Annotated in this window: 23 protein-coding genes; 11 read left to right on the forward strand and 12 right to left on the reverse strand. The window is 43.1% G+C overall.

Annotated elements, in window-relative coordinates; translation table 11 throughout:
* Positions 1-431: 431 nt before the first annotated feature.
* Both rpmB and rpmG read left to right on the forward strand, forming a co-directional pair.
* Positions 432-668, forward strand: coding sequence for a 50S ribosomal protein L28 (gene rpmB, locus M917_RS01995; RefSeq protein ID WP_021813077.1), 237 nt, complete (start codon positions 432-434; stop codon positions 666-668).
* Positions 669-803: 135 nt separating this feature from the next.
* Positions 804-959 carry a 50S ribosomal protein L33 gene (gene rpmG / locus M917_RS02000; RefSeq protein WP_010201403.1) on the forward strand — a complete coding sequence of 52 codons (156 nt, stop codon included), beginning with the start codon at positions 804-806 and terminating at the stop codon, positions 957-959.
* 129 nt (positions 960-1,088) lie between these two features.
* On the opposite strand, the gene M917_RS02005 is transcribed toward rpmG, so the two are convergent.
* The 11 genes from M917_RS02005 to ispH all read right to left on the reverse strand — a co-directional run bounded on the left by M917_RS02005 (position 1,089) and on the right by ispH (position 11,388).
* Positions 1,089-1,400 carry a hypothetical protein gene (locus tag M917_RS02005; RefSeq protein WP_021813078.1) on the reverse strand — a complete coding sequence of 104 codons (312 nt, stop codon included), beginning with the start codon at positions 1,398-1,400 and terminating at the stop codon, positions 1,089-1,091.
* A gap of 183 nt (positions 1,401-1,583) precedes the next feature.
* On the reverse strand, positions 1,584-1,895 hold the full coding sequence (locus M917_RS02010; protein WP_021813079.1) for a hypothetical protein: 312 nt from the start codon (positions 1,893-1,895) through the stop codon (positions 1,584-1,586).
* An 84-nt stretch (positions 1,896-1,979) separates the two neighbouring features.
* Positions 1,980-2,288, reverse strand: a complete 309-nt coding sequence (locus tag M917_RS02015; RefSeq protein ID WP_051354204.1) for a hypothetical protein — start codon at positions 2,286-2,288, stop codon at positions 1,980-1,982.
* A 261-nt stretch (positions 2,289-2,549) separates the two neighbouring features.
* Positions 2,550-3,242 carry a ribulose-phosphate 3-epimerase gene (gene rpe, locus M917_RS02020; protein WP_021813081.1) on the reverse strand — a complete coding sequence of 231 codons (693 nt, stop codon included), beginning with the start codon at positions 3,240-3,242 and terminating at the stop codon, positions 2,550-2,552.
* 242 nt (positions 3,243-3,484) lie between these two features.
* The gene (locus M917_RS14575) at positions 3,485-3,730 is read right to left on the reverse strand and encodes a TIGR03643 family protein (protein WP_319802564.1); all 246 of its coding nucleotides are present in this window, start codon (positions 3,728-3,730) and stop codon (positions 3,485-3,487) included.
* A 282-nt stretch (positions 3,731-4,012) separates the two neighbouring features.
* The gene (fghA, locus tag M917_RS02030) at positions 4,013-4,903 is read right to left on the reverse strand and encodes an S-formylglutathione hydrolase (RefSeq protein WP_021813083.1); all 891 of its coding nucleotides are present in this window, start codon (positions 4,901-4,903) and stop codon (positions 4,013-4,015) included.
* Between the two features lie 107 nt (positions 4,904-5,010).
* Positions 5,011-6,492, reverse strand: a complete 1,482-nt coding sequence (locus M917_RS02035; protein ID WP_021813084.1) for a C13 family peptidase — start codon at positions 6,490-6,492, stop codon at positions 5,011-5,013.
* A 316-nt stretch (positions 6,493-6,808) separates the two neighbouring features.
* Complete coding sequence (gene htpG, locus M917_RS02040) at positions 6,809-8,845, reverse strand: molecular chaperone HtpG (protein WP_021813085.1); 2,037 nt, start codon at positions 8,843-8,845, stop codon at positions 6,809-6,811.
* A gap of 452 nt (positions 8,846-9,297) precedes the next feature.
* Entirely contained in the window at positions 9,298-10,113 is an 816-nt protein-coding gene (locus M917_RS02045; protein ID WP_021813086.1) for a thioesterase family protein, read from the reverse strand.
* Positions 10,114-10,136: 23 nt separating this feature from the next.
* On the reverse strand, positions 10,137-10,385 hold the full coding sequence (locus tag M917_RS02050) for a hypothetical protein (protein WP_021813087.1): 249 nt from the start codon (positions 10,383-10,385) through the stop codon (positions 10,137-10,139).
* Positions 10,386-10,431: 46 nt separating this feature from the next.
* The gene (gene ispH / locus M917_RS02055) at positions 10,432-11,388 is read right to left on the reverse strand and encodes a 4-hydroxy-3-methylbut-2-enyl diphosphate reductase (RefSeq protein ID WP_021813088.1); all 957 of its coding nucleotides are present in this window, start codon (positions 11,386-11,388) and stop codon (positions 10,432-10,434) included.
* Positions 11,389-11,736: 348 nt separating this feature from the next.
* Between ispH and gmk the strand changes: the two genes are divergently transcribed.
* From gmk to M917_RS02095, 8 genes are all read left to right on the forward strand, one after another.
* Positions 11,737-12,363 (forward strand): guanylate kinase, encoded by a 627-nt coding sequence (gmk, locus tag M917_RS02060; protein ID WP_021813090.1) that lies wholly within the window; start codon positions 11,737-11,739, stop codon positions 12,361-12,363.
* 184 nt (positions 12,364-12,547) lie between these two features.
* Complete coding sequence (rpoZ, locus tag M917_RS02065) at positions 12,548-12,808, forward strand: DNA-directed RNA polymerase subunit omega (RefSeq protein ID WP_021813091.1); 261 nt, start codon at positions 12,548-12,550, stop codon at positions 12,806-12,808.
* A 353-nt stretch (positions 12,809-13,161) separates the two neighbouring features.
* Entirely contained in the window at positions 13,162-15,360 is a 2,199-nt protein-coding gene (locus M917_RS02070; RefSeq protein WP_021813092.1) for a RelA/SpoT family protein, read from the forward strand.
* Positions 15,361-15,584: 224 nt separating this feature from the next.
* Positions 15,585-15,965: a RidA family protein gene (locus tag M917_RS02075; RefSeq protein ID WP_021813093.1), complete on the forward strand. Its 381-nt coding sequence runs from the start codon at positions 15,585-15,587 to the stop codon at positions 15,963-15,965.
* Positions 15,966-16,268: 303 nt separating this feature from the next.
* Complete coding sequence (locus tag M917_RS02080; RefSeq protein ID WP_021813094.1) at positions 16,269-18,566, forward strand: primosomal protein N'; 2,298 nt, start codon at positions 16,269-16,271, stop codon at positions 18,564-18,566.
* Between the two features lie 229 nt (positions 18,567-18,795).
* The gene (locus M917_RS02085) at positions 18,796-19,974 is read left to right on the forward strand and encodes a cation diffusion facilitator family transporter (protein WP_040641645.1); all 1,179 of its coding nucleotides are present in this window, start codon (positions 18,796-18,798) and stop codon (positions 19,972-19,974) included.
* Positions 19,975-20,369: 395 nt separating this feature from the next.
* The gene (locus M917_RS02090) at positions 20,370-21,074 is read left to right on the forward strand and encodes a hypothetical protein (protein ID WP_021813096.1); all 705 of its coding nucleotides are present in this window, start codon (positions 20,370-20,372) and stop codon (positions 21,072-21,074) included.
* A 106-nt stretch (positions 21,075-21,180) separates the two neighbouring features.
* Positions 21,181-23,073 (forward strand): monovalent cation:proton antiporter-2 (CPA2) family protein, encoded by a 1,893-nt coding sequence (locus M917_RS02095; protein ID WP_021813097.1) that lies wholly within the window; start codon positions 21,181-21,183, stop codon positions 23,071-23,073.
* 3 nt (positions 23,074-23,076) lie between these two features.
* Here M917_RS02095 and M917_RS02100 read toward each other — a convergent pair whose 3' ends face one another.
* On the reverse strand, positions 23,077-24,006 hold the full coding sequence (locus M917_RS02100; RefSeq protein WP_021813098.1) for a DUF2628 domain-containing protein: 930 nt from the start codon (positions 24,004-24,006) through the stop codon (positions 23,077-23,079).
* 336 nt (positions 24,007-24,342) lie between these two features.
* Here M917_RS02100 and trmB point away from each other — a divergent pair, with 336 nt between their 5' ends.
* Positions 24,343-25,179 (forward strand): tRNA (guanosine(46)-N7)-methyltransferase TrmB, encoded by an 837-nt coding sequence (gene trmB / locus M917_RS02105; protein WP_021813099.1) that lies wholly within the window; start codon positions 24,343-24,345, stop codon positions 25,177-25,179.
* The last annotated feature ends 602 nt before the right edge of the window (positions 25,180-25,781 follow it).

Raw genomic sequence — 25,781 nt, forward strand, 5'->3', positions numbered from 1 at the left:
TACGCAGAATCAAGAGCGATTGGTAATGATACATAGATTTACATTAATACCAGTTGTATTAACAGATTGTATTAAATTTATAACGGTAACTTTACTGACTTTTGTTATAAGTTACAACTAAAAGTTAATCGTTACCATTAAATAATCAACGACATAGCCTGCATATTTCAGGTATAATAGTCAGCCTTTAGACCAACAATAATCATAAAAATATTTGAGTATTCATCTCTTTTATGGTATAAATGTCGGCTTTAAAATTTTCTGAATTGGTCAGCCTGTTATTTGCCTTTAGATAGCAGTTTTACCAGCTCAACCTTCATATAGTTTTGTTTGGTGCAAAGCTGCCGCTTGCTGTGTCCATGCCGCAAAAACGTGCAACTTGCCCAGACTGGTATGAGAAAAACTCATACCTCATAGATTAGGAGTTCGCCATGTCTCGAGTTTGCCAAGTGACTGGAAAGCGCCCTATGGTGGGTAATAATGTTTCGCACGCAAACAACAAAACCCGTCGTCGCTTTCTACCAAACCTACACAACCATCGTTTTTGGGTAGAGTCTGAAAATCGTTTTGTACGTCTTCGTGTGTCTACCAAAGGTATGCGCATCATTGACAAACTAGGTATCGATAAAGTGTTAACGGATCTACGCGCACAAGGTCAAAAAGTTTAAGTAAAGACTGGCAGCTTAATGGTTTCGATAATTTTCGTCATTTAAGCTGCTTTTCTGCTATCACATCGGTGGTAACTTATACGCTTTGAATCCGTACCTATCGTTTGAAGACCCCTCATTTACAGGAAAGCTATCATGAGAGATAAAATTAAATTAGTATCAACAGCTGGTACTGGGTATTACTACACCACTACTAAAAACAAGCGCACTATGCCGGGCAAAATGGAAATCAAAAAGTTTGATCCAAAAGTACGCCAGCATGTGATCTTTAAAGAAGCTAAAATCAAATAATTGCCATTTTCACAAATGGTTTTGTTTGAACAAAAAAAAGGGTTTATCCAGTGATAAACCCTTTTTTTGTTCTGACTTTAATTTTCTATTGACCCAAAACACCATTTAGAGAGGTGAAACTGGCTAAAATCAGCTGTAGTGCGTTGGCTCTTTGTCATAGACATGCGCATGCCATTGGCTCATCTGTTTTTGCATAATGACCTGAATCGCAGCATGAATCATATGCTGACCAATCGCTTGGGTATCACTACCGAGCAACTCTTTGAGTTTTTCAGAAAAATCAATGGTCATAAGTGGCGCTTCATCTTGGTCAGCATCACGCAATAATAACTTACCATCCGCCGCCTCTACCAGCTCAAGTGTGGTTTCTTTGGCAAATCCTGCAAACTGGTCAGTACTATCGGTATCTACTTCTATATCATTATCGATATCATATGGCATTAATTTATTCCTTATTGTCCCGTCTTATACTTGCAAAGACACTCTCATATAGAAAACTATCGTCTTAAAATAACACGGATGAAACTGCATTATGCATACAATGGACGCTTCGGCCTTGAAATTCAAGGGCTGTCATATAAGTCTTCTATATAAATACTACTTAGGTGTACGGTGCTTGTAACATTAGCGCCAGTAGCGCAGTTTTGCCAAAGTAAATAAGAAAGCCACAAACATACCAAGGTAATACATGAGCTTTAGCTCTAACGTGGGATCTCGGTATTTAAATGGCAACGCCACGGCGGCAGTAGCAGTTGGAAATATTAGCAGCATGATTAGCCAGTTTTCGATGACGTTGAGCCAGCCTTGTAAATCAGTACCATGACGCAATGAGGCCAAGCCCATCAGTAGGCAAGCTATTATTAAACTAGTAAACAAGCCATTTGGTAAGTCTTTCGGATAAATAATTTTGGCAATACGAGTCGGTATGATTTGCATGTAAAATCCCAGCCACGCTTACAGCACATGACTTCATGATCAAAAATTGTATAAAAAACAGCTTATAACAGATTGTTAAAGCGTTTAACTATAAGTACCCATCAACCACAACATTGCCACACAAGCGGTCAACCAACCAAGCGTCAGGGCATTTCTCGTCTCGATATGCATGCCTTTCACTTTGTTAAGCAGTCGTGAACCAAGCCAAAAAAACAACGGAATGCCAATCACAAATGCAGGTACAATTACCCCCGCGTGACGAAGGACTGTTCCGACATCATCGCCAATCATCAAACGAAAACCATAGCCTGCTAAACTTAACACAAGCGCAAACACTGCCAAGCCAATAGTAATGCCTTTTGGCACCAGGCTGCGCTGCTGAGGTCGAGTCATGTTGTCTGGTGCTCGCTCAGTGGGCACTGAAGGGCTATCTATTTTTTGCGTGTCCATGAGTCACCTTTGTATGGCGTAAAATTATAGTCGTATCTTGACATTATACAGTCGATTCAATTCAAAAAAATACAGTAGTACTGAGATAGATTTCAAAGCCTATTTCGACAAGCACGCCATGAGCGAGAAATTTACACCAGCAGAACTGTAACCTTTTTAAAGTAGATTAACTATATCACTCTTTTATTTCGAACGAACGATAAGCTACTTACTTTCATCAGCCAATGCCAGCTCTGCACGCATGGCGTCAATCGCAGCCTTGTAGTCTTGTTGGTTAAATATCGCAGAACCAGCGACAAACATATCAGCGCCTGCTTCAGCAATCGCACGAATATTACTGGCTTTGATCCCGCCATCAACTTCCAATCTGATGTCACGACCGCTGGCCGTAATACGCTCACGAACTTGGCGTACCTTGTTCAATGTACTGTCAATAAATGACTGACCACCAAAGCCTGGGTTGACACTCATCAGCAAAATTTGATCCACTTTATCCATAACATAATCTAAATGATGTAAGGGCGTTGCTGGATTCAATACTAGGCCGCATTCTGCACCGCCATCCTTAATCAGTTGCAACGAACGATCAACGTGCGCGCTCGCTTCTGGATGAAAAGTGATCACACTGGCACCCGCCTCTAAAAACTGCTCAATCATCCCATCGACCGGTGATACCATGAGATGGACATCAATAGGTGCATCAATCCCATAATCACGCAGCGCTTTACAAATCATACTGCCAAACGTCAAATTGGGCACGTAATGATTGTCCATCACATCGAAATGAATCACATCGGCACCCGATTCCAATACCTTTTCAACTTCTTCGCCCAAACGCGCAAAATCAGCTGAGAGTATCGATGGTGCAATAAGATAGGGCTTAGAAGGACTGATCATAATGGAGCTACCTAATTCATGTTTAAATAAAATACAGATAAAGTAAAAGGGATTGTAATTAAGTCAATATAAAAGGGATACAGTGATACTGGGATAAATTTTTTGTAGCCTCTGTCTACGAAGGCACAGCAAGCAAGAAAAGTTTATACCAGTCTCGCCTTATAATGTCATGTATCCATTCTATTCAATACCGACTATATATGCTTAAAGCATGATAGCACTGACAGTTCATACTCAACCTATTAACGCTGCTTATATTGGGTTTTACAATAAGCACGACCTACCTCAAAACCTCTTTTTGCTTCGTGTTTGGTGGCACGATTGCTCACTCGTTCGCGCCATAATTTAAAAGACGATGGCTTTAGCGTTTGACGCATCAGCTTAATGACGTCAGATTCTGTGAGACCGTAGCTATGCTCTATCGCCCCAAATGGGGTTCTATCTTCCCACGCCATTTCAATCACTCGTGAGACTTGTGCCTCATCCAGTACTCTATCACCAACGTCATTGGTTACTTGGGCGATAAACTCATTTGATTGAACGGAATTTTTTTGCTCATTATTCACATCCGTATCAGCGTGCTGCTTATCTTTTAAAGCAGCGTCCATATCGGCTTGCATAGTCGCCAGCGTTGATTTAGTAGCGGTAGCATCCGCTATCTGAACGTCTAAATCAGTCGCTGCCAAATCCTGATCACTTGCCATAAAACTTACCTTTTTAAAATAAAACGCTACAGCGAAAAAGACAATATCACACTATGACATCGTCACTTAGCTAAGTTGCGCCATACGCCAATGATGTTCGATATGGTCGTTAATCACCGTTTGAATAAAATAATAACTGTGGTCATGGCCTGCTTGATAACGTAATGTTAAAGGCTGTTTGGCTTTTTCACAAGCGTGTTGCAGTTTAGACGTTTGAAGCTGGCCTTCTGCTAAGAAATTGTCAGCTGCGCCTTGGTCGACCAAAATGCTCGAATACTGCTGACCAACTTTTTCAATCATCTGTGCGGCATCTGCTTGCGCCCATAACGACTTGTCGTCACCGAAATACGCTTCATAAGCGGCTTGTCCCCATGCTGATTCACTGGCTGCGCACACAGGCGATAACGCTGAAACACTAACAAATTTCCCTGGAAACTTAAAACCTAGTACTAATGCCCCATGTCCGCCCATCGAATGCCCTGTGATGCCTATACTATCGATAGGAAACTCTGAACGTAGTAAATCGTATAGCTCATCAACGATATAACTTTGCATATTAAAATGCTCGGCCCAAGGTGCTTGTACCGCATCGACATAATAGCTGGCACCCTGACCGACAAAATAACGCTCATCGTTTGGTACCTCAACATTTTCGCTACTTCTTGGAGAGGTATCTGGCGCGATAAATATCATGCCAAGCTCGCTACATTTCTGTTGAAAATGCGCTTTGTGAGTGACATTATCAGCGTTACAAGTGAGGCCTGATAAATAGAGAACTGCAGGGCAGCGTCGACCAGCAAGGGCTTCATCAGGCAGATAAATACTAAATGTCATCGACGTTTTGGTAGACATTGATTGATGACTGTAATAATGCTGTTCACCATCAAAGCAGCGGTTCACGCTTTTTTGCACAAGCTGGCTATTGGCGGACAAACTGTGATTATAAGAATTATTCATGAGTGATATTCCTTTTATCTAAAACAAACGATGACTTATAAAAAATACTTTTAAGAGAATATAGTTGATACTAAATAAAATGGGTACATGACATTATAATCTGAGGCTTAATCAGCCGTGGCTACTGTCCCATCCACTGGCTGGCTCGAAGCATCGTCAGGTACGATATTAATAGCAGTCGCATCATTAGAATTCACAATGCTGGCGACTGGTGGACGGGTTTTATCAAATAAAACTTGCTCAAAAGCAGGCAATGCCGTTTCCATCAGACTACCAATAACCATTTGTGGCTCTGACGGCTCAAAGCCCATCAAGTTTTCGCGCTCGTTAACACGCAATCTGGCATCCTTAAAAGCGGACTCAAAACTGGTATTGCCACGCATACCTTCAGCAAAAAATGCTTGTCCAAAATACGTCATCTCAGCCGTATTGGTACAGCCAAATGATGCTCTGTCAGCGGCCGATGCGGTAATCACCACCGTGGTTGGAGACGCCAAATCGTCGATAAATGAGCCTGAGTAGCAGGCTGATACCACGATCACACGCCAGCGAATACCGGAGGCATCTAACGCCTCACGTAGCCATACCGCGTCTAGATTTTCTATCGCAAGCGGTGGATTTGCCAGTTGAATAACATCTGTATTACCATGCGACGATAGCGTCAGCATCAAAACATCTTCATCAGCATTCATTTGCTGACCAATTCTCTTTAAGCCGCGAAGTATACTGGTCTTGGTGGCAATTGGCTCATCCAACCAGCTATAAGTATTGTTAATCAGTGATAGAGAATGCCCGCTAGTACCAAAACGCACATCAAACAACTCACGTACTTTGTTGATTTCAGAACGAAAAACGTCTTGTTCAGAAAATCCTGCCACGCCCATAAAGTACCAGTCAGTTTTGCCTAAGACACTTGGATCAATGCGATTCAACGCTGCCTGCAACAAACGTGGCTGCTCATATAGAGCCGCTTCTTCTAAGACAGGCTCTACAGGAATTTGTTTAAATATAGGCTGATCAGCGACATTACGTTGCCACATCGTCAATAGTGCGACAGCGCCCACCAACACAATCATCCGCTCCCACCATGGTATCCGTAGGCGGCGAGAAAAAATCCATAACAATGCTAATGTTTGCCACAAAAACAGCACTAAAAAAAGAACCGGTAAAAATGAATAACTCCAATTGGGCAACCAACCATAGCTGCCTAAGAGTTGTACCAAGCTCTGTAATAAAGCTGATAAGGTATCGGCGACTAACCACAACACCACAGGCACAAAAAGTAGCGACTGGTTGCCCGCGCGCCGTGCCAAGATAATGCCACTCAATAGAATAATCATTGGCCATATTAAATAGCTGACCAATCCTTGCTCATTAAAGATACTGCCGCTTTCAGCAGCTAGCCACGAAAAGAGCACGTTGCTGCCCAGTGCTAATAACGCAAATAATGCAAACTGGACAAAGGTAGGTTTTACCCAAGAAAACGCCCGTGTTGACCCCACTAACATCCACAAGGTTGCGATAATATTGGCAGCGAAATTGAGCGAAAAGCGCTGAAGCGATACGGTTTTTAACGACGCAAGTGACAAAGACTTAGACCTCTAGCCAGTCGAGAAATATAAAGTAAATCAACTAAAAATGCTTTGATGCGACTGCCATTTAATGTGATTGATTTACATTTTTTATGGCATAAAAACATCAGTTTTATAGTTAATTGACTAAGAAATGGTTATAAATGATGAATAACTCAGCCTAATAGTTTAGCTCGCTAATCTATCGCGATTGTAACTGATTGTCGGTCAAGAGGATAAGGCTGATTTGTAAAATCTGCTTAAATTTGGCTGAAAAATAGACAAAAAAAGAGACCTTGCATGCAAGATCTCTTTTTTTATCAAATAAGATATATTATCTCATCAATAACTCATTGACGCGCTTTAGATAAGCGGCAGGATCGTCTAATTGACCCCCATCCGCGAGCAATGCTTGATCGAAGATTACTTGAGCCAAATCATCAAATTGCTCACTACTCTCTAGCTTTTTGATCAGTGGATGGTCAGGATTGACCTCAAGCGTGGGCTTGCTCTCTGGCACATCCTGTCCCATTTGCTTAAGCATCTGGATCATCTGCGGTGACAGCTCACCTTCACCAACGACCAAGCAAGCTGGACTGTCGACTAAGCGAGTAGACACTTTCACGTCTTTGGCACGGTCGCCTAAAGCCGCTTTTAGCTTATCAACAACTGGCTTTAAAGTTTCTTGTGCCTTTTCTGCTTCTGCTTTTTCTGCTTCATCTTGCAAGTCGCCTAAGTCTATTGCGCCTTTTGCGATGTTCTGTAGCGGTGTTTCATCAAATTGGGTCAAGAAGTTCATCGCCCATTCATCAACACGGCTGGTCATCAAGATAACTTCGATGCCTTTTTTCTTAAACAGCTCAAGTTGTGGGCTGTTCTTTGCCGCTGCTAAATTATCAGCCGTTAGATAGTAGATGGCTTTTTGGCCTTCTTTTATACGACCTTTATAGTCTTCAAAGCTGGTCTCAAGGCCGTCTTGGGTGCTGGTTGCATAACGAAGCAGCTTGGCAATACGCTCTTGATTGCCCATGTCTTCGCCAAGCCCTTCTTTGATGACATCACCAAACTCTGCGTAGAATTGCGCGAATTTTTCTTGTTTGTCGCTGTCTTCGCTATTGGCCAAACTTGATAGTAAGGTCAAAATACGACGCGCATTACCATCACGAATCGATTTGACATCACGTGATTCTTGTAGCAGCTCGCGGCTGACGTTCAATGGCAAGTCTGCTGAATCGATAACACCTTTAACAAAGCGCAGATACATCGGTAGCAGCTGCTCAGCCTCGTCCATAATAAACACGCGTTTAACATAAAGCTTGAGACCGTGTTGCTGCTCACGCGTGTACAAATCTACAGGGGCTTTTTTGGGGATATACAACAACTGCGTATATTGCACACGGCCTTCCACACGGTTGTGCGTCCAAGTCAGCGGCGCATCCATGTCATAAGTGATGTTTTTGTAGAAATCAACATATTCGTCATCTTCAATTTCAGACGCTGAACGTGTCCATAACGCACTGGCTTTATTAATGGTTTCCCACTCATCAGTCAATACCATTTCGCCGCCCGCTGGCGCGTCGTCGTTCTCATCATCGACGACGTCTTCTTGCCACACTTCTTTGCGCATCTGAATGGGCAAGCTGATATGGTCAGAATATTTGTTGACCAAACGCTTGATTTTATTGCGGTCGAGATAGCTGTCTTCGCCCTCACTATATTCTTCTTTTAGATGCAAAGTGATAGCAGTACCGCGCTCTGCTTTATTGATAGGCTCAACGGTAAAGCTACCCGTACCGTCTGACACCCAGCGCACACCTGTGTCCGCAGCTTCGCCCGCTTTACGTGATTCAACACTGATCGTATCAGCAACGATAAAGCCTGAATAAAAGCCTACACCGAACTGACCAATTAATTGACCGTCTTGCTTTTGTGATTCAGACAATTTGTCCAAAAAAGCTTTGGTGCCTGATTTGGCAATGGTACCCAAATTTTCAATCGCATCGGCTTCATTCATCCCGATGCCATTATCGGTAAAGGTAATGGTCTTGGCGTTTTCGTCAACGGCGATACGAATACGCAGTTCACCATCATTTTCATAAAGACTGTCGTCATTGGTCGCTTCAAAGCGCAATTTATCGCATGCATCAGAGGCGTTAGAGACCAACTCACGTACGAAAATATCTGAATTAGAATATAGTGAATGTGTCACTAAATGCAGCAACTGCGCCACTTCTGCTTCAAAGGTATGTTTTTTTAATTCAGGGTTATTTTTATTAGGGGTACTTTCATTCGCGGCATTATCATTAGCAGTGGCTTTATTAACATCAATATCATCAACGTTTTTATTGTCTGCTGGGGTCTGTTCACTCATAAAAACTCCTTTAATGGTGGTGAAAAAATTATTATAAGATAGCGGCAATCATTCTAAATTTGCTTAAATAAATAGTGAAGAAGCTTAGTTTTGAGTGCCGCTAAGCTGTTTATACTAATAGGGGCACAGAAGAAAATTTCAAGCTCAATATCTTGATTCAATAAAAAACACCACTCTTGTTTGTCAAGACGGTGTTCTGATATCAGTAATCTTTTAGCATAAAAATAAAAGCACACATGCCAACAACTATTCTGAATAAGCCTCTATCAATAACTCCAAAATAGTCGTCAGTTTTTTTGAAAAATAAATATGTGTTCCCATAGTGACCTCCACGTCGATCGATATCGTCTTGTTAGGTACTATTAAAACCAGTTTTCAATAATTTGTATAATTAATTGATTACAACATATCGTTTCGTTTTTTAAATAAATAGCTGAATTATCCCTAGCCTTTCAACGTGGCATCGGTCGAATGGTCAGAATTTGCTCACTGCGACCGAAAGGCCCGTGTACGTCATGCAGTATCGCACTGGTCAGTCCAATTCCATCATCGCCATATTGCTGCACAGCGTCAATACCCAGCCAGTGGCCTTGGGGCGAGCGATGCATGTGAATCTGTAAGTCCGTATTAGGGAACATCCATTCTAATTTTGACAAGCCAAGACCCAGCCTTGGCACAACGCCATTGGCCGTATCCACCATGCCCAATAAATGCACCAAGTCATCAGTTGGCCTGCCCTCGACCATCTCAACATCATTGGTTATCCATACCATACCGCGGCCCGGACGACGCTGCGCATCCGTCACCAAACGCACACTTTCGATAAAACCACCGGGCCAGCCTTTCATGTCGTCCCAAACTGGCAAATCATCTGGTTTATGCACAGCCTTTTGGTCTTCAAGTCCTGCGATCTCGCTGGTATCTTGAGTCATGAGTCGCCAAGCACGCGCAATGATAGCATCACGACCACGACTGCTCATCACCGCCTCGATAAGCTCAATGGTTCTACCGTGTCGAATACAACGCGTGGTAATGGTAAAGTCATCGAGTGGTATCAAGCCTAAAATATCCAGACTGATACGTGCTATACGCATGTTGTCTTGCGGTGCATAGCCGTTCAACTCAGCGGTAAGTATTCCGGTGGCTGGCGCCATGTGCTGCTCATGCTCGTTCCATGCACCTTGCGCATGCTTGGTTGGCTGATAATGCGCAACACTGACACCGTTCTCCTGCTGTTCGCGTTTTATAAAGCTGTAGTAAGCAGTCATAACGGTCCTATCTTTTGTACTTTTTATTTATAAGTAAGCTCTTGTTTTCTTAGCATAAGAATACGGCGAGCCTTTTGGATAAAGAATAATAATAAGATCATTATTACTGCAAGTGCGGCGTAAAAAAAAGTTTTTTCTGCCATAAACTTTATGATGTTCATAAACAGCACAAATACCACTATCACTGTCACCAGCATATTGAGTTTTAGTTGCTTATTGACCTCAGCGAGAGTGGCTTCTGCCAATACAAATCTGGTTTTTTGTTTATTCATTCTACCTGACCCATAATAGTAGGTGATTCTTATTGACTGTCCGCCGTTATTTACCAACCTGAGTGATAGGGATACGCAAGGCTTTAGGCAAACTAAATGTCACGTTTTCTTCAATACCTGATAACTCGTTAGGCAAATCACCACCCCAATCTTGCAATTGCTGTAGCACTTCTTGAATCAGCACTTCGGGCGCCGATGCCCCCGCAGTCACGCCGACACTCTGTGTATTATCAAACCAGCTGCGCTCCATCTCACTGGCATTATCAATCAGATAAGCACGGCAATGCATACGCTCTGCCAGCTCACGCAAACGGTTTGAGTTCGACGAGTTTGGTGAGCCGACCACCAAGACCACATCACAGCGACCAGCCAGATCTTTTACCGCATCTTGGCGATTTTGGGTGGCATAACAAATATCGTCTTTACGCGGACCTTGAATACTGGGGAATTTGACCCGTAACGCATCGATGACACGAGCCGTGTCATCCATTGACAAGGTAGTTTGAGTGACAAATGCCAAGCGCTCAACATCTTGTACAGTCAATGCCTCGACATCATTTTCATTTTCAACCAGATGAATCTGACCACCATGCCGACGGTTAAAACGTCCCATGGTTCCCTCTACTTCTGGATGTCCGGCATGACCAATCAGCACCGCATCCATACCATCTTGCGCAAACTTGGCGACTTCGATATGTACCTTGGTGACTAAAGGGCAAGTTGCATCAAATACTGTCAGATCACGGCGTGCGGCCTCATCTTCGACAGCTTTTGAGACGCCATGAGCCGAAAAAATGACGATGGAACCATCTGGTACTTCGTGAAGCTCTTCGACAAATACGGCGCCACGATTTGCCAAGTCAGAGACGACAAATTTATTGTGTACCACCTCATGGCGTACATAAATAGGTGGCTCAAAACGGGTTAATGCTTCGTTCACAATCGCAATTGCGCGATCCACACCAGCACAAAATCCACGTGGATTGGCAAGATAAATTTGCATAAGAAGGCCTATCATTGGATAATTTATAGTGAAAGCTTGTCTTTAAAGCGTTCATTCAAAAGTTTGGATGAAATCAATGCCCTACTTTAGCATAATTTGCTTTTATTGCTCTTGAAAATAGCAATGCATTTACAGCAACATTCTGTACGAAAGCGCCAATATGATAGTAGCGTATGAGCAATAGTGGCTTTAATTAAAATAAAAGACATAAAAGCCGTTTATAATGACGTATTGATTTCATTTCTTATCGCCATACATGATGGCGATTTTTATTTTTACCAGCCTTTAGCTGTTCATTAAGACATCTTTTAGTTGTTTATTAGGACACATTTTACTAGGACACACTGTATGACAGGTTCATTATTTATTATTACCGCCGCCTCTGGCACAGGCAAAACTTCATTGGTAAAACAGCTACTTGCCACCACCAATGATTTGACTGTCAGTGTGTCTCATACTACCCGTATGCCTCGTCCTGGCGAAATTGACGGTCATCATTATCATTTTACTGACGTCGATAATTTTGTAAGCGATATCGGTGACAATAAATTTTTAGAGCACGCTGAAGTATTTGGTAATTACTACGGTACCTCAGAGCAAAGTGTACGAACGCAGTTGGAGGCCGGCGTTGATGTCATCTTAGAAATTGACTGGCAGGGCGCACTACAAGTCAAAAAGATATTTCCTCAAGCGACAATGATTTTTATTTTACCGCCCAGTATCGCCACCTTACGTCAACGCTTATCAACGCGTGCGCAAGACACCATGGAAGTCATAGAGCAACGTCTGGCTGGTGCAGTGACGGAGATGGCACAATACGTTCATTTTGATTTTGTCATTATTAATGACAATTTCGAGGTCGCCTTGACTGAATTAAAAGCGATTATTGTGGCCGATAGACAGACTTTGAATCGTCAACAGCAACGTTATCATCGTACGATTACCAACTTATTAAATAATACAATAGAAGAATAAACCCGGCACTGACCATGACTTGTGGCCCATTCAACAAGTCACTATAAGTAGGTATAAAAAGCAACGACGTGGCAAAACAAAAAATGCTATAATGTCTGGCTATTCCCATTTATATTTTTGATATTATTTTTATTGTGTCGCGGATCATGTCTGTGGCTGATAAAAACAACCGAGGTAGCTATTTATGGCACGAGTGACGATTGAAGATTGTTTAGATAATGTTGATAATCGCTTTGAACTGATTTTAGTGGCAAGCAAGCGCGCCCGTCAATTGGCCAAAGGTATCGCTGAGCCGTTGGTTGATGTCGATAATGATAAGCCTACTGTACTGGCATTACGTGAAATTGCTGCTGGTAAAATCACTCGCGACATTTTGAATCAGCCAGAGCATCACTTTGCAACCAGCTCACTAGATTTGGCGCTGTCAGGCGATCATAGTTTTTAATAAAAACATGACAGCTGCTTTATAAAGTCAGCATACATATTGCCGATAGAGACCACAGCATAGACTGTGGTTTTTTAGTTGGAGTTAGGACGTGTTTGATATTGTTTTGACTGTTTTAGTCACCATTTAAACCTTGATGCATGCCGTTGAGTTAAAATTTTTGAATTTTCACAGTACCTACTCGCTTAACAGTTGACATTGAATGAAATTTGCGATTAATTAGCAGGTAGTCTGCCCGTACTTCAGCTTTTTTTTGCTGAAGCTTTTTTATAGTAGGCCAGCATTCATTCCGTCACCATTTACCTTGATAGACAATCAGCCAAACAGGTAATGAAAAATAGGATCGTTACTTTATGAGTCAAACCTTACCCAAACTCAGTCATCATTTAGTCGATGACGCGCAATACAATTTGCTACGTTCAGTAGGATATCTTACTGTCGCTGAACGCCGTGATATTATTGACGCCTGTGAGTTCGGTGATATTGCGCACATTAAAGATAAGCGTAAATCAGGGGAACCTTATATTACTCACCCGATTGCGGTCGCTGAGATACTGGCAGGTTTTCGTTTAGACCGAGACACCATTATCGCAGCGATTTTGCACGACACGGTCGAAGATACTGAGGTCAGTGACGAGCAAATTGAGCAGCGTTATGGCAAAGTGGTGTCAAGGCTGGTCGATGGAGTAACCAAGCTAAAATCCTCTTCACACAATAAACAGCAAAATAAAGCGGCCACTTTCCATAAAATTCTAACCGCCACACTGGCTGATCCCCGTGTGTTAATTATTAAACTTGCCGACCGCTTACACAATATGTCAACCCTTGATGCGGTACGTCCCGAAAAACAACGTACCACTGCCCAAGAAACCTTAGACTTTTATGTACCATTTGCGAGGCTGATGGGTCTCAATGACATTGCTGATTATATCGAAGTGCTTTGTTATCGTAATCTTGACTCTGATATGTATAACAAGCTGTCCGACAAGCTATTACAGCATGGACTTGGGCGCAATTTTCAGAGAGAAGCCATTCATCGCTATTTGAGTATTGTACTTAATAATTTAGAGCTGAATGGACTGGTCAAAGTTCTAGATAACCGCGTGGTTATATACCGTCAGTTTTTCCGCAATCGCGGGGAAATCAATGCCTTACTACGTCATTATGCCTTTGAGATTGTCCTCGACAATATCGAATCCTGTGACAAACTGGCTTATTATTTGATTAAAAAATATCAAATTGATGACAGTCATATTGCGGATAATATTCGCCGTCCGCTACCGGGCGGTAATCAGTCGCTTACTTTGATTTATGAGCGTGATAACGATGTGGTAAAAGTGACGATTTTAACCAAGCAAATGCAAAGTGCCGCAAGGCTTGGCGTCATCGGCGCAGAGCATGCGTCCGATGTCAGTCAATCAGTCATTCAAGCCTCGCTGCGCAATATGAAAGACTTGGTCGATGAAGACGATTTGGATGAAAACAGCCCCGACTTTTCAGCGGCCGTATCCACCATCAATGAGCTGATGGATTATCTACACTCCAGTAAAATCATTTGTTATAGTCCAAAAGGACGCGCTTACGAGCTGCCACAAGGGGCAACCGCGCTAGATTTTGCTTACGCTGTTGGACCCATGGTCGGCAATGTGGCCGTCGGTGCCAATATCGATGGCAAAGCTGCAAAGCTTGGTACTGTCGTAAAAAATGGACAATTGGTCGAAATCGAAGTAAACAGCCACTCAGAACCAAAAGCAGAATGGCTGGGGTTTGTGGTGACCAATAAAGCGCGTGAAGAAATTTTGCGGTGGTTTAAAGATTTGTCTGCGGCCGACAAACAGCATCATGGGCAGCAAGCACTGGATCGTGCCCTAAGAACTTACCAAAAAAGTCTGGATGACTTGACAGAAAATGATTGGAAAAACTTAACTGAATGGCGCGGACTAACAGAAAAAAATGCCCTATTTGAACAAATAAGCTCCGGTACATTACTGCCACAGCTGGTCGTAAGCCGTTTGTTTAGTGATGAAATCAACGACTTACAGGCAAGAGAACATAGCACCGACATGACTCACCCACAGCAGTTGATCGTTAACGCCTCTGGGGTTGAGCTGAATTTTGCCAATTGCTGTCATCCTATTTATGGTGATCCAATCGTTGGTCATTTATCGCGCCACGGTTTGGTTGTACATCGGCACAAATGCTTCTCACTTGACGATATTCGTAAAGACAATCCTTACCAAGTTATCCAATTGCGCTGGCGTAGTGACAATGCAGTGAAACAAGGTGAGCTGGGCGAGCATGATATAAAGAACAATGGCAAAATCCGCTTTCCCGCTTATCTGAAACTGTCTATTGCGCTAAGTGACGAACAAATCACTGAGGTTATTTATCACTTGCGCCAGTTAAACATAGGGGTTGAAACGGTCGATGTACGTAACACCGATACCATCATTCACATTATTGTACGTAGTCGTAATCACTTGGCACAAGGCATTCGCGAGCTACGTTCACTACTCGGCTTTCCCAATATCATGCGACTGTATCAGTTATAGTAAAATCTGAATGAACACCAATCACTACTCAACAAGACATTGAGTAGCTGGTTCAGAAGTTTTTAGAAAACCAAAAACAATGATAAACTCTATTCGTTAATTTTGAGCAAACAAACTTAGGGCTTGCCAGCGTTTATATGATGACGTTTAAAACATACCTCTCGAAACATAAACGATGACACGCCCTTGTCAACCAAACCAGAAAAATATAAAAAGGACATATTATGACTCGTCAAACCATCCAAACTGATAAAGCGCCAGCCGCCGTTGGTACTTATTCACAAGCCGTAAAAGTTGGCAATACTGTCTATATTTCAGGACAGCTTGGTTTTGATCCTGATACGATGGAATTAAAAGACGGCTTTGAGGCACAAGCAAAGCAAGTGTTTGAAAATATTAAAGCCATTTGTGAAGCGGCTGGTGGCAGTTTAAATGACGTGGTTAAATTCAATGTATCGTTAACAGATTTGAATGATTTTGCGACATTGAACGACGTATTCGTTGCCAATTTGAGCGAACCTTATCCTGCCCGTGCTGCAGTTCAAGTCGCCGCATTGCCTAAAGGCGGTGTGGTCGAGATTGAGTCCATCTTGTATATTGAGTAACCTTTATATATCTACATCATGACTGCCAAATTTTTTAGTCAAAATAACCTTTTTTAAAGTAAGCCCAAATAGCTATATTTGGGCTTATTGCTGTTATAGTTGATTCTGAATAAAACAGAACCATTATATTTGAACGCTGAACTGGTATAAATTCTTCTGGCTTGCTGTGCCTTTGCAGACAAAGGAGGCGAAACTTCTCGTTTAAAGATAAGCATTCCAGTTCCGCTGACTCGTTTTTATACTGAACGCACTATATCCTTTCATTATCATTACTTAACTGTCTAAAAGCGATGGGTGCATTTTATGTTGGTACAAGTTGCTCTGCCAGTGCCTCTTTATCGGGTGTTTGACTATAGTCTACCAGCAGACATGAGCGCTTTGCCCAATGCCACTTTAACACAGGTACCGCAAATTGGTAGCCGCGTCGAGGTATCCTTTGGTCGTCAGACCTTAATTGGTATCGTCGTACATCATGTTGCTAAAACCGACAGTAGCGTACCTCTCAATAAGCTAAAACCTATTAATCAATGTCTGGATGCTGACGCTATTTTAGATGACAGCATGCTAAAAATGGCCAATTGGCTCGCACGTTACTATCACTATCCGCTCGGTGATGTCTTAGCCGTTATGCTGCCAAGCTTGGTTCGTCAAGGCAAACCGTTAGATTTACTGATTACGCATTGGCGAATTTTACCTCATATTACTGATGATGACTTTCGCGCCAATGCCAAAAAGCAAAAACAGCAGTTCGATATGCTCAAACTACATGGCACGCGTGGTGCCAGCGAAGATGTGCTACTACTAGAAGGTATGCAGCGGTCATTCTTAAAAACGCTTGAAGACAAAGGTCTTATCGAACGCTATATTGAACCAAAACAAGCACCCTCGCCTGTCAAATTGGCCAAAATGCCCTTGGATCTCAATGCGGAGCAGCAGCTTGCTGTCGATGCGATCATTGCTGCTCATAAAACCAAGCATTATACTGGGTTTTTGTTAAACGGTATTACGGGCAGTGGTAAGACTGAGGTCTATCTGCAGGCGATGCAAGCGGTATTAGAAGCCGGAAAGCAGGTCTTGATTTTAGTACCAGAGATTGGCTTGACACCGCAGACGCGAGCGCGCTTTGCCAGCCGATTTGCAGCGCATATCGTGTTATTGCATTCGGGAATGAACAACACTCATCGCTTACAAGGATGGCAAGACTGCCGTACTGGACATGCACAAATCATCATTGGTACGCGATCAGCCGTGCTATATCCTTTTGCAGACTTGGGACTTATCGTCGTTGATGAAGCCCATGATGGCTCTTATAAACAACAAGATACGTTGCGTTATCATGCCGCTGATGTGGCGCTGTATCGTGGCTTACAAGCCAATATTCCTGTCGTACTTGGTACAGCGACCCCTTCTCTTGAGCATTTAAAATTGGTCGATGACGGCAAGCTGGTAGAGTGCCAATTGCTGACTCGACCTGGCAATGCTGAGCCTGCAACCATGCAGCTCATTGATGCGCGTCTGCAAACGACGCATCAACAAACCACCGATGATGGCACGCGTTATGATACGGGACTGACAGATAAATTAATTGGGGCAATACGGCAAACACTAGAGGCGGGCGATCAAGTATTGATATTTCTGAACCGTCGCGGCTATGCCCCTGTTTTGTTATGTGAGGCTTGCGGTTGGCAAGCAGATTGTCCACGCTGTGATGCCCATCTGACCGTTCATTATAATAGCCAAACTCAGCACAGTCATTATGCAAGCAATGCTTATTTGAAGTGCCATCATTGCGACTGGCAAGCCTACATCCCTACTGTCTGCCCAGATTGTGGCAGTCAAAATTTAGACGCTAAAGGTATGGGTACCACCAGATTGAGCGAAAACCTGCATGCGATTTTTGCCAATCCGCAAACCAGTAAAGTGCTCTACCCTATTATTCAAATTGATCGCGACACCACAAGACGCAAAGACAGCTGGGAAAACATTTATCAGCGTATCAATGAAGGCAAACCTGCGATACTGGTCGGCACGCAAATGGTGGCCAAAGGTCATCACTTCCCCAATGTCACCCTCGTCTGTCTGCCCAATGCCGATCGCGGTTTTTTGTCCGCAGACTTTCGCTCGCCAGAACACACTGCCCAACTGATGATTCAAGTGGCAGGGCGTGCTGGACGCGGTGATAAATCTGGGCGCGTGCTGATTCAAACGTTGCAACCGGACAATGAATTATTACTAAAACTGGTCAAAGACGGCTATCTGTCATTTGCTCGTGAATTGCTACAAGAACGCAAACTAATGGGTCTGCCACCTCATAGCTATGCGGCGCTCATACGCTGTGAAGGCAAAACGCTAGTGGCAACCACGCAAGTGCTCAAAGATGCCATTGCCATTCTTCCAAATCCCCATCAGCTCGCCGTACTTGGCCCTATAGACGCGCCGATGAGCAAAAAGAATAGCCGCTACCACGTGCAGCTACTACTATTGGCCAAAGATCGACGACAATTGCACCATATATTAAACCAATGGTGGCAACCCGTACTTGCCTTACCCAGCGCGAAATACCTAAAACTCACTTTAGACATTGACCCCGTAGGTTGGTAGCTTAAAATTTATCAATTGATAACTGCCCTGCCCTTTCAGCCTGATTTTTTATTTTGAATAAATCGTATCGTCTGTCCGCCTTGTTTTTACTTTGCTATTACAGTTTACAAGACTCGACTATGTTAAATTTATCATAGTCGTTTCGCGTTAGTGCTCAAAACACCATCACTACTTTGCATAACATGCCTATTCACTATTCTATTGAATGTCAGCGAATCTGAGTATTGCTATGAATCCAAAAAATTCAAATTCTCCACAAGATGACCGTCTTCATCAGGGGACTGATGACTTGCATCAACATCAAGATGGTGAGCATCATACCTATATGCACGATGAGCAAGGCGGTCATGATCACGACGCCCATTTAGATCAGACAACGTTTCCGCGAGATACGACAGGCTATCAACGGACGTTGCTCATTAGCTTTATCATCATTACGGGCTACATGTTTATCGAAGCCATCGGCGGCTGGCTCACAGGCAGCTTGGCGCTGTTATCAGATGCCGGTCACATGCTAAGCGACGCGATAGCCCTTGGCGCCACCTTAATGGCGTTTAAAATTGGTGAAAAAGCCGCCACTCATCAAAAAACATTTGGCTATAAGCGCTTTGAGATTTTGGTTGCTGGCGTGAATGGTGCCACTTTGATTATCATCGCCCTGATGATTTTTTATGAAGCAATCAAACGCTTCAATTCACCCTCCGAAATTGCGACCCAAGGGATGCTGATCATTGCCATTATCGGCATGTTGGTCAATATTTTGGTCGCTTGGCTCATGCATCGAGGCAGCCATAGTAACGATGAACATGGACACAATCATAGGTCAAATTCCGCCAAATCATCTGTTACTAAGCCATCGAATAATAAAGAACCAATTAATCTCAATATGCAAAGTGCTTACTTGCATGTATTGAGCGATTTACTGGGTTCAGTTGCTGCCATCATTGCGGCATTATTGATGATGGGATTTGGTTGGGTATGGGCGGATGCGGCCGCCTCAGTGATTGTGGCCATGCTGATATTAGTGAGTGGTTACCGCGTCGTCCGCGATTCGGTACACATTTTAATGGAAGGCACACCTGCTAATATATCGTTGTCCAATGTTGAGCAAAAGCTACTCGCTCACCCGCAAGTAAATGCCGTCCATGACCTACATGTCTGGAGCATTACCAGCGGCTTAAATGCGCTCTCTTGCCACGTCGTTGTCGATGGTGACATGAGCATTCATGAATCAAGCACCCTAATCTCTGAGCTTGAACACCGTCTATCAGACCTTGGTATCCATCACGCCACCATTCAAGTTGAATGCGCATCACACCCACAACACGAAACACATAGTGATGCCTTGATTTGTAATATTTCAATGCAGCCAATCAATAATAACGGCCACATTGGTCATAATCACTGAGAAATCAATCAAACTTTTTATCAAACGCCTACGGGCTAACAGAAAGTATAGTGAGTTCAGTATAAAAACAAGTCAGCGGGACTGGAACGCTTATCTTTAAACGAGAAGTTTCGCAGCATCGAGCTGCGCAGGCACAGCAAGCCAGAAAAATTTATACCAGTTCAACGCTCGAATATAATGGATTTGTTTTATTTAGAATCAACTATATTAGAGCTGGCACGATATTTATCATTTTTATCATCGTCCTAAGCCTTCAAAAAACGAAATTTAAAAGCGTTTATGTGGTTATAATAACGACTGGTTAATGATAGTAATTGGCCCATCCGAACGTCGTTTGACTTTGAGCCCCATACTAATTAGTATTTTTTTTATTTACCAATTGATGACCGTCCATTATGTCTAAACGCTCAGCGCCTTTTGTCGCCCCAGATCATATTGAAGACCCCACATCAAAAGATGGCAAAAAACACGCCAAGGTTTTGCTATCAACGCTGCAAGAAGACATTGCGAGCTTTCGAGATACGCAGTTTCCGCCTGATGTTTTGCGTCAAATTCGTGACATGCCTATTTATGAAGGTAACTTAGCTGAGGTGCAGGCTTATCAGCAGCGCTGGCAACCGTTACTGGCGCGCGCAATGGACTTTTACCCCGCTGCTGATCTACCACCCGACTATCTGTCGTTACCAGCCAGCCTCGAGATACCGCAGTTCATCTATCACGTTCAACGCTTGCATTTGACCAAGACTCGCGCCAAAGAATCCAAAAGCTTTGGCTCAGTAGGCGCGCTCACTGACAAGTGTGGTGATTATACAGCTGATGAAATTGCCCGTATGTCAGCCGTGTTTGATAGTGATGAGGAAGCGCGTTTGGTGGCACATCGTGAGTTTATCGATTTGCGGGCTTATGTGTTTTGCCGTGACAATAAAGGCGAGATGTTGGAACCTGAGCGGGTACGCTTTTATCGCACTGGCCTTATCGTTCATGCGTTGCCTGACTTTAAAATCGTAGACAGTCGGCAGACGCCGCGCAAACGCCGTAACGATGCCTATAGCAACTCACTGGCAGACAATGGCATCTGGAAAATTTACCGCAAAAAATAACTGACATCAACGCTATATTATTTTTGCCATAATTATATTTACCATAATCATTTTTACTATAGTCGCTTTATATTGCTCATTTTATTGCCACCTTTAAGGATACAAGATGTTCGCTGCCGCCGCCGGCTCACCAAACTTAATGTTACAAGCTACGATTTTCTTGGGCGCAGCGTTGCTCTTTGTACCCCTTGGCAAGCGTTTTGGTATTGCGACCGTATTGGGCTACCTCATCACAGGGCTGATACTGGGCCCAAGTGCTTTAGATGTCGCGGGCGATGCTGAGAGCTTATTGCATTTTTCTGAGTTTGGCGTGGTCATGCTGCTGTTCATCATTGGGCTTGAGCTGCAGCCTTCGAGATTGTGGGCGCTACGCCGTTCGATATTTGTGCTGGGTGGTCTGCAAGTCGGTTTGACTGGCACGCTATTGATGGGGATTTTGCATCAGTTCTTTGGCTTACAACTGGATACTGCTTTTATCGTCGGCTTTGGCCTTGCACTCTCATCCACAGCTTTTGTATTACAAATACTGACTGAAAAACAGCAGCTTTCGAGCACTCATGGGCGTGAAGCCTTCACGATATTACTGTTCCAAGATATTGCTGTCATTCCTTTGCTCGCTGTCATTCCCTTTTTGTCAGGCGTGCGTGAACAAACCTATGATTTGATTTATTTTGGCAAAGTTTTTGCCGTTTTTGCCGGACTTATTTTTGCCAGTCGCTATATTATTCGACCATTTTTTAAATTTGTGGCCTCAAGTGGCGCCTCAGAACTACTGACAGCGGTCGCTTTATTTATCGTTATGGGTGTGTCTATTCTGATGGGGCAAATTGGTCTATCAATGGCATTAGGGGCATTTTTGACCGGCGTCTTGCTGGCGGATTCTGAATATCGCCATGAATTAGAAGCCAGTATCGAGCCTTTCAAAGGATTATTACTCGGGCTATTCTTTATGTCGGTCGGTATGCTCACTGACGTCAAGCTCATTTTGTCAGAGCCTGTCTTTATTATTGGCTGTGCGCTGGCCTTGATGCTTATTAAGTTTGGCGTTATTGCAGCGATTGCAAAAATATTGGGCAATCGCTGGCCGACCAGTATTAGGCTGGGCGTCACATTAGCGCAAGGCGGTGAGTTCGCTTTCGTCTTATTCAGTGTCGCATCAGCTCAGAACGTGTTAGGACCTGAGCTGGCAAACACGCTCAACCTTATTGTAACCATCTCTATGGCGCTCACGCCACTGGCGTTTTTATTGTTAGAAAAAGTGGGCGAGCCTTTATTTGCCAAAAGCAAACCAAGCCGCGAGTACGATGCCATTCCAGACCACGAGCATCAGGTGATTATTGCCGGTTTTGGGCGCGTCGGCCAGATTATCGGTCGCGTGCTACGTATGCATAATATCGAATTTACAGCCATTGAGCGTTCGGCAAATCGTGTCGATTTCGTTCGTAAATTTGGTAACCAAGTTTATTATGGCGATCCAAAAAATCCCGAGATATTACGTGCCGCTGGCATCAGTAAGGCCAAACTCTTTATTCTTGCCATTGATGATTTAGAGCGCTCTATCACGACGGCTCAATATTTGCGTAAAAATTATCCAGAGATGATCGTATTGGCGCGTGCTCGTGACCGCCAACATTATTACCGTCTACGTGAGGTTGGCGTACGCCATATTTGGCGTGAGACGTATTTATCGTCATTGGATATGTCGCGTGAATCGCTACAACTGCTCGGTATCTCGCCAGAAAAAGCACGCGAAACCGTACAAACATTCCGTGACTATGATGATGATTTGATTGAACGTCAACAAGCTATCTATGACGATGAAGCCAGCATGATTGAATCAGCGCAATCGGCGATGGCAGAGCTTGAGAGTTTGTTTGATGAAGATATCGGTAAATCCCGCAAAATGGATTTGAGCGATTTTTATGATGCTCTAAAAAGCCAAGCGACACCCGTTGATGATAAAGACAATGTTAGCACTGATCCTAAAAATTCACCGTAGTGGCTAATCTTCATTACAGCTCTCTGGTGCGAGCTTTTCATTCAGTGAACTCGTGCATGACCAATTGTCGCTATCTAACAGATGATAAAAGACCAGTGTCTGATCATTTAGGTAGCGAATAGGGAACTTGACGTTCTGAATGGTAGCAATGACAGCACAGTCCGTCTCTGCGACTCCAGCAGCCTTATTATCAATCTCAATACGCACCTGCTCAGTTTGAGTATTAGACGATAAGTTGGTCGGACATTGACCAGTTTGCTGATAAATTAATGCGACACGATTTTGGGTTGTTTTGGCAATATCATAAGCATCAAACAACACTTCATTGGCTTTTGGCTTGGCAATGATGGGTAAAAACTGTACCTTAATCACCATTAGAGCAAAAGCAAAAAAACCAAACCCTAGTGCCAAACCAAACAAGCTTACCCCGCCCTCTCGGCGCAAGTGTGCCTTTTGCTCATTTTCATCTCGCGGATAATCATTGATAACGTCTGCAATTTCCCGCCGTGCCATCCGATAATAATAAGCGTCTGTCCAGCGTGCCACCATAAATGACCAAAACAACCAAATAAGTGCGGCAATACCTATTCGCGTGGCCATCTGATACGCATCAGGCACATAAGACATCGCTAAAAATTCAAATACAACCAACACGATAGCGACATTTAACTGAATAAATGACCACCCTGCGACACTATATACAATCGCATCCATGTAGCGCTTACGATATATCAGCCACGGAAAGGTGATAAAAAAAGCTGCCCAATGCCATTTTGGCGATAGATAGCCTTGCTCATCGAATTGCTCAAAGCGTTTCAGATAATGGCGCTGGCTACGATGACCGACAAACCACTCATCTAGCTGTTTGCGTTTGGCAGGTGTCAGTTGTTCTTGATAAAACGGTGGTGGCGAGTCCGTCTCAATGAATAGCATGGCTGTACGCTCATTTGATTATTAGAAAGATACTCTATCAATTCTGATTACATGATAACGCCAAAACCCCTGTATCGCATAGAAAAACAATATAGTCAGGTCAATATAAAAAAGTCATCTAGGCTGGGATAAATTTTTCTTGCTGGCTGTGCCTAGGCCGACAGAGGCTACAAAAAATTTATCCAGTCTCGCATTATATGTCGTATGTCCATTTTATCTGTATCGACTATAGCTGGCAGCAGCACATCCACTAAAATAGGATTGGACATTCACAGTTGTATAGATTTGACTTATAATGAGCCAACCTCACCCACCTAATTAAGCCTTATTAATCTTATGAGTCAACATTCTGATATCAATGATAATGCCAACAGTACTATTACTGATGAGCAACACCTTACTCACACCAACGAATCTATCGACATTGATACCAACACCAACCATGAAATAGAGCCTGGTGCTGACAAACACCTACGTATCGTCAATACGTTCATGAAGCGGCGTACGCACATGAATAAAAATGCCGAACTGGCACTGACGGATCCAGAATTTGCTGAGTACCTAGTAAATAATAGCTTCGGTGATGGCAACCTAGACGGCATCGATAACTTGCGCTCGCTCTTCACTGGTGGCCCTAATGGTGCTGATGCTCCACTTACCTTAGAGATTGGTTTTGGTTTGGGCGATTCATTCATTGAGATGGCAGCGGCCGAGCCGACGCGTAATTTCGTTGGTGTTGAAGTGCATGAGCCAGGTATTGGTAAATGCGCTTACATGGCAGGTACGCAAAACCTAACCAATGTCAAAATCATCAACGGTGACGCCATTCAATTGCTCAAGCAGTTACCAGAAAACCACATCGATCGTATTCAACTTTATTTCCCTGACCCGTGGCAGAAAAAACGTCACTACAAGCGTCGTTTTGTCAGTCCTGAGCGTATGACCATCGTGACTCGCAGCTTAAAACAAGGCGGCTGGTTTCATACTGCAACTGATTGGGAGCATTATGCGTTTTGGATGGTTGAAGTATTAGATGGTTTTTCTGGATTAACCAATCAAGCTGGCGCGGGTAAATTTACTGACCGTCCTGACTTTCGTCCAATGACCAAATTTGAGCGTCGTGGTCTAGAGCGTGGCCATGGCGTATGGGATTTAATCTATATTAAAGACTAACGCTGATAGTAAAATTTTGATAATCTTATAGGCAGCGGCTAAACTATTTAGCCGCTTTTTTTGTGCTTGCAAATTGATCATTTATTGTTTTCTAGAAAAATATCGATGTATCTGGCTGCTCTAACCCTTCATTTATCAGCCTTCTGTATTTTTAATCAAAAAAATTCATAAAACTGTAACATGTGAAACATAGGCTATAGTTATTGATTTTTTGACGAAAATGCAATTTTATAATACCAAAAAAGGAATTGTGCATGCACGCTTCAATAGTCATTGTCTGCGCAAACATTGGTGCTATAAGGGCTCTATGAGTTCTCCCCATAAGCTGTGGATAACCCTGTGTATAAGTCGATACTTGACAGACATTCACCTAGGTAACATAAAGGACAAGGTAAAATCGTTCATTTTTTATACAATTTAAAAAGCATTTAAAATCAATACTTTAATTAGTCAATCTAACCATAGAAAATTATTTTCAATATTTTCTAAAAATATTTTTCTTCTCAAGCATGTTTCACAGCAGAAAAATATTAACCCTGTATTTGTTGTGGACAACTTATAAACCTATTGACAACTCGCATTCATTTCCTGTCCAAAATCAC

This window comes from Psychrobacter aquaticus CMS 56 (genome assembly GCF_000471625.1).
In the GTDB taxonomy this organism is placed as follows: Bacteria; Pseudomonadota; Gammaproteobacteria; order Pseudomonadales; family Moraxellaceae; genus Psychrobacter; species Psychrobacter aquaticus.

What these genes read in the sequence shown, in the direction of transcription:
- rpmB (WP_021813077.1), top strand. Translation starts at nt 432, where the DNA reads ATGTCTCGAGTTTGCCAAGTGACTGGAAAGCGCCCTATGGTGGGTAAT.
- rpmG (WP_010201403.1), top strand. Translation starts at nt 804, where the DNA reads ATGAGAGATAAAATTAAATTAGTATCAACAGCTGGTACTGGGTATTAC.
- M917_RS02005 (WP_021813078.1), bottom strand. Translation starts at nt 1,400, where the DNA reads ATGCCATATGATATCGATAATGATATAGAAGTAGATACCGATAGTACT.
- M917_RS02010 (WP_021813079.1), bottom strand. Translation starts at nt 1,895, where the DNA reads ATGCAAATCATACCGACTCGTATTGCCAAAATTATTTATCCGAAAGAC.
- M917_RS02015 (WP_051354204.1), bottom strand. Translation starts at nt 2,288, where the DNA reads ATGACTCGACCTCAGCAGCGCAGCCTGGTGCCAAAAGGCATTACTATT.
- rpe (WP_021813081.1), bottom strand. Translation starts at nt 3,242, where the DNA reads ATGATCAGTCCTTCTAAGCCCTATCTTATTGCACCATCGATACTCTCA.
- fghA (WP_021813083.1), bottom strand. Translation starts at nt 4,903, where the DNA reads ATGAATAATTCTTATAATCACAGTTTGTCCGCCAATAGCCAGCTTGTG.
- htpG (WP_021813085.1), bottom strand. Translation starts at nt 8,845, where the DNA reads ATGAGTGAACAGACCCCAGCAGACAATAAAAACGTTGATGATATTGAT.
- M917_RS02045 (WP_021813086.1), bottom strand. Translation starts at nt 10,113, where the DNA reads ATGACTGCTTACTACAGCTTTATAAAACGCGAACAGCAGGAGAACGGT.
- M917_RS02050 (WP_021813087.1), bottom strand. Translation starts at nt 10,385, where the DNA reads ATGAATAAACAAAAAACCAGATTTGTATTGGCAGAAGCCACTCTCGCT.
- ispH (WP_021813088.1), bottom strand. Translation starts at nt 11,388, where the DNA reads ATGCAAATTTATCTTGCCAATCCACGTGGATTTTGTGCTGGTGTGGAT.
- gmk (WP_021813090.1), top strand. Translation starts at nt 11,737, where the DNA reads ATGACAGGTTCATTATTTATTATTACCGCCGCCTCTGGCACAGGCAAA.
- rpoZ (WP_021813091.1), top strand. Translation starts at nt 12,548, where the DNA reads ATGGCACGAGTGACGATTGAAGATTGTTTAGATAATGTTGATAATCGC.
- M917_RS02070 (WP_021813092.1), top strand. Translation starts at nt 13,162, where the DNA reads ATGAGTCAAACCTTACCCAAACTCAGTCATCATTTAGTCGATGACGCG.
- M917_RS02075 (WP_021813093.1), top strand. Translation starts at nt 15,585, where the DNA reads ATGACTCGTCAAACCATCCAAACTGATAAAGCGCCAGCCGCCGTTGGT.
- M917_RS02080 (WP_021813094.1), top strand. Translation starts at nt 16,269, where the DNA reads ATGTTGGTACAAGTTGCTCTGCCAGTGCCTCTTTATCGGGTGTTTGAC.
- M917_RS02085 (WP_040641645.1), top strand. Translation starts at nt 18,796, where the DNA reads ATGAATCCAAAAAATTCAAATTCTCCACAAGATGACCGTCTTCATCAG.
- M917_RS02090 (WP_021813096.1), top strand. Translation starts at nt 20,370, where the DNA reads ATGTCTAAACGCTCAGCGCCTTTTGTCGCCCCAGATCATATTGAAGAC.
- M917_RS02095 (WP_021813097.1), top strand. Translation starts at nt 21,181, where the DNA reads ATGTTCGCTGCCGCCGCCGGCTCACCAAACTTAATGTTACAAGCTACG.
- M917_RS02100 (WP_021813098.1), bottom strand. Translation starts at nt 24,006, where the DNA reads ATGCTATTCATTGAGACGGACTCGCCACCACCGTTTTATCAAGAACAA.
- trmB (WP_021813099.1), top strand. Translation starts at nt 24,343, where the DNA reads ATGAGTCAACATTCTGATATCAATGATAATGCCAACAGTACTATTACT.